This is a genomic window from Mycobacterium sp. UM_Kg27, assembly GCF_000972905.1.
GTDB lineage: Bacteria > Actinomycetota > Actinomycetes > Mycobacteriales > Mycobacteriaceae > Mycobacterium.
On record NZ_JRMM01000199.1, the window covers coordinates 1 to 5,231 of the forward strand.

The 5,231-nt window shown below is 68.9% G+C and carries 4 protein-coding genes and 1 pseudogene; 2 read left to right on the plus strand and 3 right to left on the minus strand.

The genetic code is table 11. The features are described 5' to 3' along the window. The first annotated feature begins 164 nt into the window (after positions 1-164). Both LI94_RS20050 and LI94_RS20055 read left to right on the plus strand, forming a co-directional pair. Positions 165-1,064, plus strand: coding sequence for an amidohydrolase family protein (locus LI94_RS20050; RefSeq protein WP_046302309.1), 900 nt, complete (start codon positions 165-167; stop codon positions 1,062-1,064). Positions 1,065-1,121: 57 nt separating this feature from the next. After that, entirely contained in the window at positions 1,122-2,315 is a 1,194-nt protein-coding gene (locus LI94_RS20055) for an alpha/beta fold hydrolase (protein ID WP_046302310.1), read from the plus strand. Positions 2,316-2,342: 27 nt separating this feature from the next. Here LI94_RS20055 and eccE read toward each other — a convergent pair whose 3' ends face one another. The 3 genes and pseudogenes from eccE to eccD form a co-directional block, all read right to left on the minus strand. Further along, on the minus strand, positions 2,343-3,314 hold the full coding sequence (gene eccE / locus LI94_RS20060; protein ID WP_046302311.1) for a type VII secretion protein EccE: 972 nt from the start codon (positions 3,312-3,314) through the stop codon (positions 2,343-2,345). After that, entirely contained in the window at positions 3,311-4,732 is a 1,422-nt protein-coding gene (gene mycP / locus LI94_RS20065; protein ID WP_052739994.1) for a type VII secretion-associated serine protease mycosin, read from the minus strand. Before mycP ends, eccE begins: the two co-directional genes overlap by 4 nt. Continuing rightward, positions 4,729-5,214, minus strand: a pseudogene (eccD, locus tag LI94_RS20070) (type VII secretion integral membrane protein EccD); the annotation flags it as partial. The pseudogene eccD and the gene mycP, both read right to left, overlap by 4 nt. Between the last annotated feature and the right edge of the window lie 17 nt (positions 5,215-5,231).

A 5,231-nucleotide genomic window follows, 5' to 3' on the forward strand; every position in this document is an offset into this window, starting at 1 on the left:
GATGTGTATAAGAGACAGATTCCGCACCACCGGGACCAGGCGCCAACCGGACCCCGGGCCGCGCACGTGGTCGGGCGAAGGCGGCCATGTCCGAATCGTGGCAACCGTCTCAGCCAGTGACTCCCGCGGATCACGGAACACCACGCCGAGGTAACGTTCGGCCGATGACTCGCCACGACGAAGCCGCCGCGGTCCGCCAAGTCTGGTCGGCGCTGGGACTGCCGGGAATCATCGACATCCATACCCATTTCATGCCCAAGTCGGTGATGGACAAGGTGTGGAAGTATTTCGATTCGGCCGGCCCGATGGTCGGCCGGCCCTGGCCGATCAACTACCGCATGGCTGAGTCCGATCGGGTCGATACGCTGCGCGCATTCGGGGTGCGCCGGTTCACCTCGCTGGTGTACCCGCACAAGCCGGAGATGGCGGCGTGGCTGAACCAGTGGGCAGCCCAATTCGCCCGCGACACACCGGATTGCCTGCCCACGGCGACGTTCTATCCGGAACCCGGCGCGGCCGACTACGTTAAAGCCGCCATCCATTCCGGAGCCCGGATCTTCAAGGCACACATTCAGGTCGGCGACTATGACCCGACTGATCCGCTGCTCGACGAAGTCTGGGGCGTGATCGAGGACTGCGGCATTCCGGTCGTCATTCACTGCGGCTCCGGTCCTCGGCCCGGCCGCTTCACCGGACCCGAACCGGTTCGACGGTTACTACGCCGCCACCCCCGGCTGGCCTTGATCGTCGCGCACATGGGCATGCCGGAGTACGCCGAGTTCCTCGACATCTGCCTGGAATCCGAAGCGGTACACCTCGACACCACGATGGCGTTCACCGCGTTCGTTGACGAGCTGATGCCGTTCCCGACCGGCGCTGACCCGCGTTTACGCACCGCGGGTGAGCGGATTCTGTTCGGCAGCGACTTTCCGAACATCCCCTACGGCTACCGCGAGGCACTGGACGCCATCCTCGCGCTGCCGGGCATCGACGACGCCTGGCTACGTGGGGTTCTGCACGACAATGCCGCGCGGCTGTTCGCAACCGAGTTACCATCCGGTTGACGTCGCACCGGGGTCCGCAGGACCGGGGCGACCAACACCCGCGAAAGGCCGGCCACCGTGAGCACTGACGTCACCCCGCTCAATCCGCCCATCCCGATTCCCGATGTCCCCGGTGCCGACGCCGGCGAACATGGCTTGCCGCACCGCAGCGAGTTGTCGTTGCGGGAGAAGGCGATCGTGGATGTGTCGGCCTTCGCCGACATCGGCCTGCGCACCGCGGTCGCTTCCATGGTTGCCGCGGCGATGGTCCCGTCGGTGCTGACCACCGCGGTGGGCCGCAAGCAGTCCCGCCAGGAGCGGGAACGGCTGGCGTACTACGCCGAGCTGGCGTCACACCATGACCCGATGCGATCCTTTCCCGCGCCTGCGGAGCTGCCGAGGGTCTCGGCCCGGCGGGCAAATCCGATCGCGGAGCGGATCGCCCGCGGCACGGTCGAAAACGTCTCGTTTCGCAGCGGTTTCGAGGCGGTCAATCCGGCGATGCGCGACTCGTGGCGTGCCCTGGGGAACAACAACACCGCACGGTTTCAGCATTGGCGGCACGATGACGGGCCGCGGCCGACACTGTGCGTCATCCACGGATTCATGGGGTCGCCCTACCTGTTCAATGGCCTGTTCTTCTCGCTGCCGTGGTTTTTTCGAACCGGGTACGACGTGGCCTTGTTCACGTTGCCCTTCCACGGGCGGCGTGCTGAAAAGTACTCCCCCTTCAGCGGATACGGCTACTTCTCGCACGGCATGTCAGGCTTCGCCGAGGCGATGGCCCAAGCGGTTTACGACTTCCGATCGATGATCGACTATCTGGAGTCCACCGGCGTCGACCGCTTCGCGTTGACCGGTCTGTCGCTGGGCGGTTACACCAGCGCCCTGCTGGCTGCCGTCGAACCTCGATTGCAGGCGGTCATCCCCAACGTTCCGGTGGTTGCCGTGGAATCGGAGATCCGAGACTGGTTTCCGGCCAACCTGGTGCTCCAGGGCGGCCAACGGCTGGGGCAGGTCGCCGGCGACGAGTTCGTCGCCGCGACCGCCTACCACTCGCCGCTGAACTATTCCCCGCTGGTGGCCACGGAACGGCGACTGATCATCACCGGCCTGGGGGATCGGCTGGCACCGCCGGAGCAGTCCGAGATGCTCTGGCACCACTGGGATAAGTGCGCACTGCACTGGTTTCCAGGAAACCATGTGCTGCACGTCAGCCAACCGGCCTACCTGCGCAGGATGACCGCGTTCCTGCGGCCATACATGTTCTAGCCCGCCGGCCCTACGGCGGCGACCCCGCTAGTGCGCGGCCGCAACTGCCGTCGTGACAGGCCACCGCAGGCCGGCGATCTCGACGCCCGACACCGTGGTGTGGCCGTCCAACCGGACGCCGGACAGCGGATGCAGACCCAGCAGCGCATTGCGATGGTTACCCTGCTGCGGCAGCAATCCGGCCAGCGGTGCACCACCGTCGGGTGCCGGGCCGGTACGCAGCGCGCAAGCCGCCGCCACAGTCTGCTGACCGTCGGCTTCGGCGACTTCCAGCACCGTCCAGGTCTCATTGGCGTTGACCGCCTGAATTCGGCTGATCGTGTCGGCCAGCGCAGCGTCGATCCCCACCTGGTAGGCGGCGACGTGGTCACCCGAGCCGTCGACAACCGACCGCCACGCCTCCCGAGCACCCGCGTCGATCAGCGACGGGATCTCAGTGTCGGCGACGATCGCGGTGTCCCAACCGATTTCGCGGAGGTGGTCGGCGAGGCGCCGCACGGCGATGTCAACGGTCCGCTGCAGCGGGATTGACGCCGACCGGGCCTGCAACGCCGCCAGGTTCGGCGCGGCCGCGTAGGTAAGGCCGATCCAGGTGTCGGTGGTTCCCGCCCCGGCGCGGCTGGTGATGCGCACCGCGTCGGCCCGTAGGCCGTACCGGTTCAGGTAGCTCGCGATCAGCGACACCGGTACCGCGTTCCCGGCCGCCGAGGCCGTGATTCGCAGCGCCGCGGTCGCGCGGGCGCCGGCAGCGCTCCTACGGTCGGTGTGCGCGCCGCCGCGTGAGCGCAGCATCGACAACCGGCGACGAGCGATCGTGGTGAAGTGCAGGCCACGCCACCAGCCGAGCAGCAGGATCGTCACGATGATGCCCACGGCGAGCGCCCAGCGCTGCGCGGTGGTCTCCCAGGGATTCGCCATCACCGCGGGCACAACGGCCAACAGCACCAAGGCGATCCGGGCCGGTCCGGGTCGGGGAATGGTGGTTCGGTGCGAGCTCACAGCTGGTTTTCCTTTCGTCGGCGAGCAGCCGCCGCGGCGCCAGTGGCGACGGCGGCGACCAACCCGGCCAGCAGCGCGGTTCCGGCGAAGGCCACGATCCGCGGCGCCGGGTCCTCGGGTTGCGGTGCCGGGGGTGGGGAGATCTTCTTCGCGGGTGCGGCCGCCGGGTCAGCAGCCGGGGGCAGTTCCCAGGTCAGGGCGGCCACCGGGTCGATGGTCCCAGCGCCCACCAGAGCGGACGGTGCGCGCGCGGAGTTGTGGGCAGTCGCCACGATCCGGTGCGCGACCTGCATCGCGGTCAGGTCCGGGTAACGGCCGCGAACCAGCGCGGCCACGCCGGCCACGTAGCCCGCGGCGTACCCGGTACCGCTGAGCGGCACCAGCCGACCTTGGTTGCCCGGCAGCGCGTTGGCCAGTCCACCGTCGTCGCGGTTGCTCACCGAGACGATCTCCTCGCCGGGGGCGGCCACACCGACCCACGGTCCGGCCATGGTGAATCCGGACGGCTGTCCGCTCGATGACAGTGCGGCCACTGACAGCACGTAGGGGTGCCACCACGACGGTACCGACAGGGACGTCACTCCCGCCCAGTTGCGCGGGTCCTGCGGGCGACTCAGGTCGGTGAGCGGATTGGACTCGCACGCCTCCCCGCCACCGCCGACCGAGCCGGTCTGGCCGGCGTCTCCGGCGGCCGCCACGATCAGCGCGTCCTTTTCCACCGCCGCGTAGCGCAACGCCGCACCCAGCGCCGTCTGGTCGACGTTGCGGTCGGCGGGCAGGCAGGTGGTGGTGGAGACCGTGATGACCCGCGCACCGAGGTCGGCGGCGTGCACGATGGCCCGCGCCAGCGCGGTTATGTCGGTGATCACCCGGGTCGTCCGCGGGTCGTCTCCGCCCAGCCGCGGCGAGATCGCCGCGGAGGCGGTCCGCAGTGACAGCAGCCGGGCGGCCGGGGCCACGCCGGAGAAGCCGTCATCACCGGGCTGGCCGGCCACGATCCCCGCAACCAGCGTTCCGTGCCCGTCGCAGTCGGTCAGGCCGTCGGTCGTGCCGATGTAGTCGCCGCCCGGATCCACCGCCCCAAGGCGAGGACCCGGCCGTACGCCGGTGTCGATGACGGCGACCGTCTGGCCCTCGCCCCGGGAGAACTGCCACGCGCTGGGCAGGTCGAGCAGGCGCTGTCCGGCGGGCGCGCTGCTGACGTTGCTTCCGGGCATCAAACCTGAACTGACGCAGTCGCCGTGCTGTTCCATCGGCGCGACGGGGCCGGGAGTTCCGCTGGGCGGCGGCACGGTCGGGTCGACCGTCGGCGGGGTGATTGCCAGAGCCGGCGCGCTGGTCAGCAATGCTGCCAGCACCGCGATCCCGGCACCGCGTACCGCCGTGCGGCTACGGCTGCGCTCTACGGCAACGGTCATCGAGACAGAACCCAGGCGAAAATGCCGACCAGGTAGGCCATGACTGGGATCAAGGTGGCGTCGACGCCGGAAGCCAGGAAGCCCACCAGGCGACGCACCGGCAGTGAGTAGCTGTCCGGCGATGCCACAGACGGGCTCAGGGAGACTACTGCCCATACCGCCACCAAGGCGGCCAGCACCAGTACCGCGCCGAAGGCGGCCGCGAATCGGCCGGTGGCCGCGTAACCGACCAGCAGGGCAATCGCCGTCAGGTGCGGCTCGGCCAGCAGCCAGGCCTTGCACCACGCCGAGTCCCACACCCGGGCCCGCAGCACCGAGGCCACCCCGATGCCCGCGACCACGTACCATGCCCAGCCCGAAAGACCTTCGGGCACAAAGGCGATAGCAACAGAACCGAGCACAGCGAGCAGCACCGCACCGGCGATGAATCCGGTCTGGTGGGCGTCCGTGACACGGACCCGGCGAGGCAGGTCTTCAAGCACTGTCTCTTATACACATC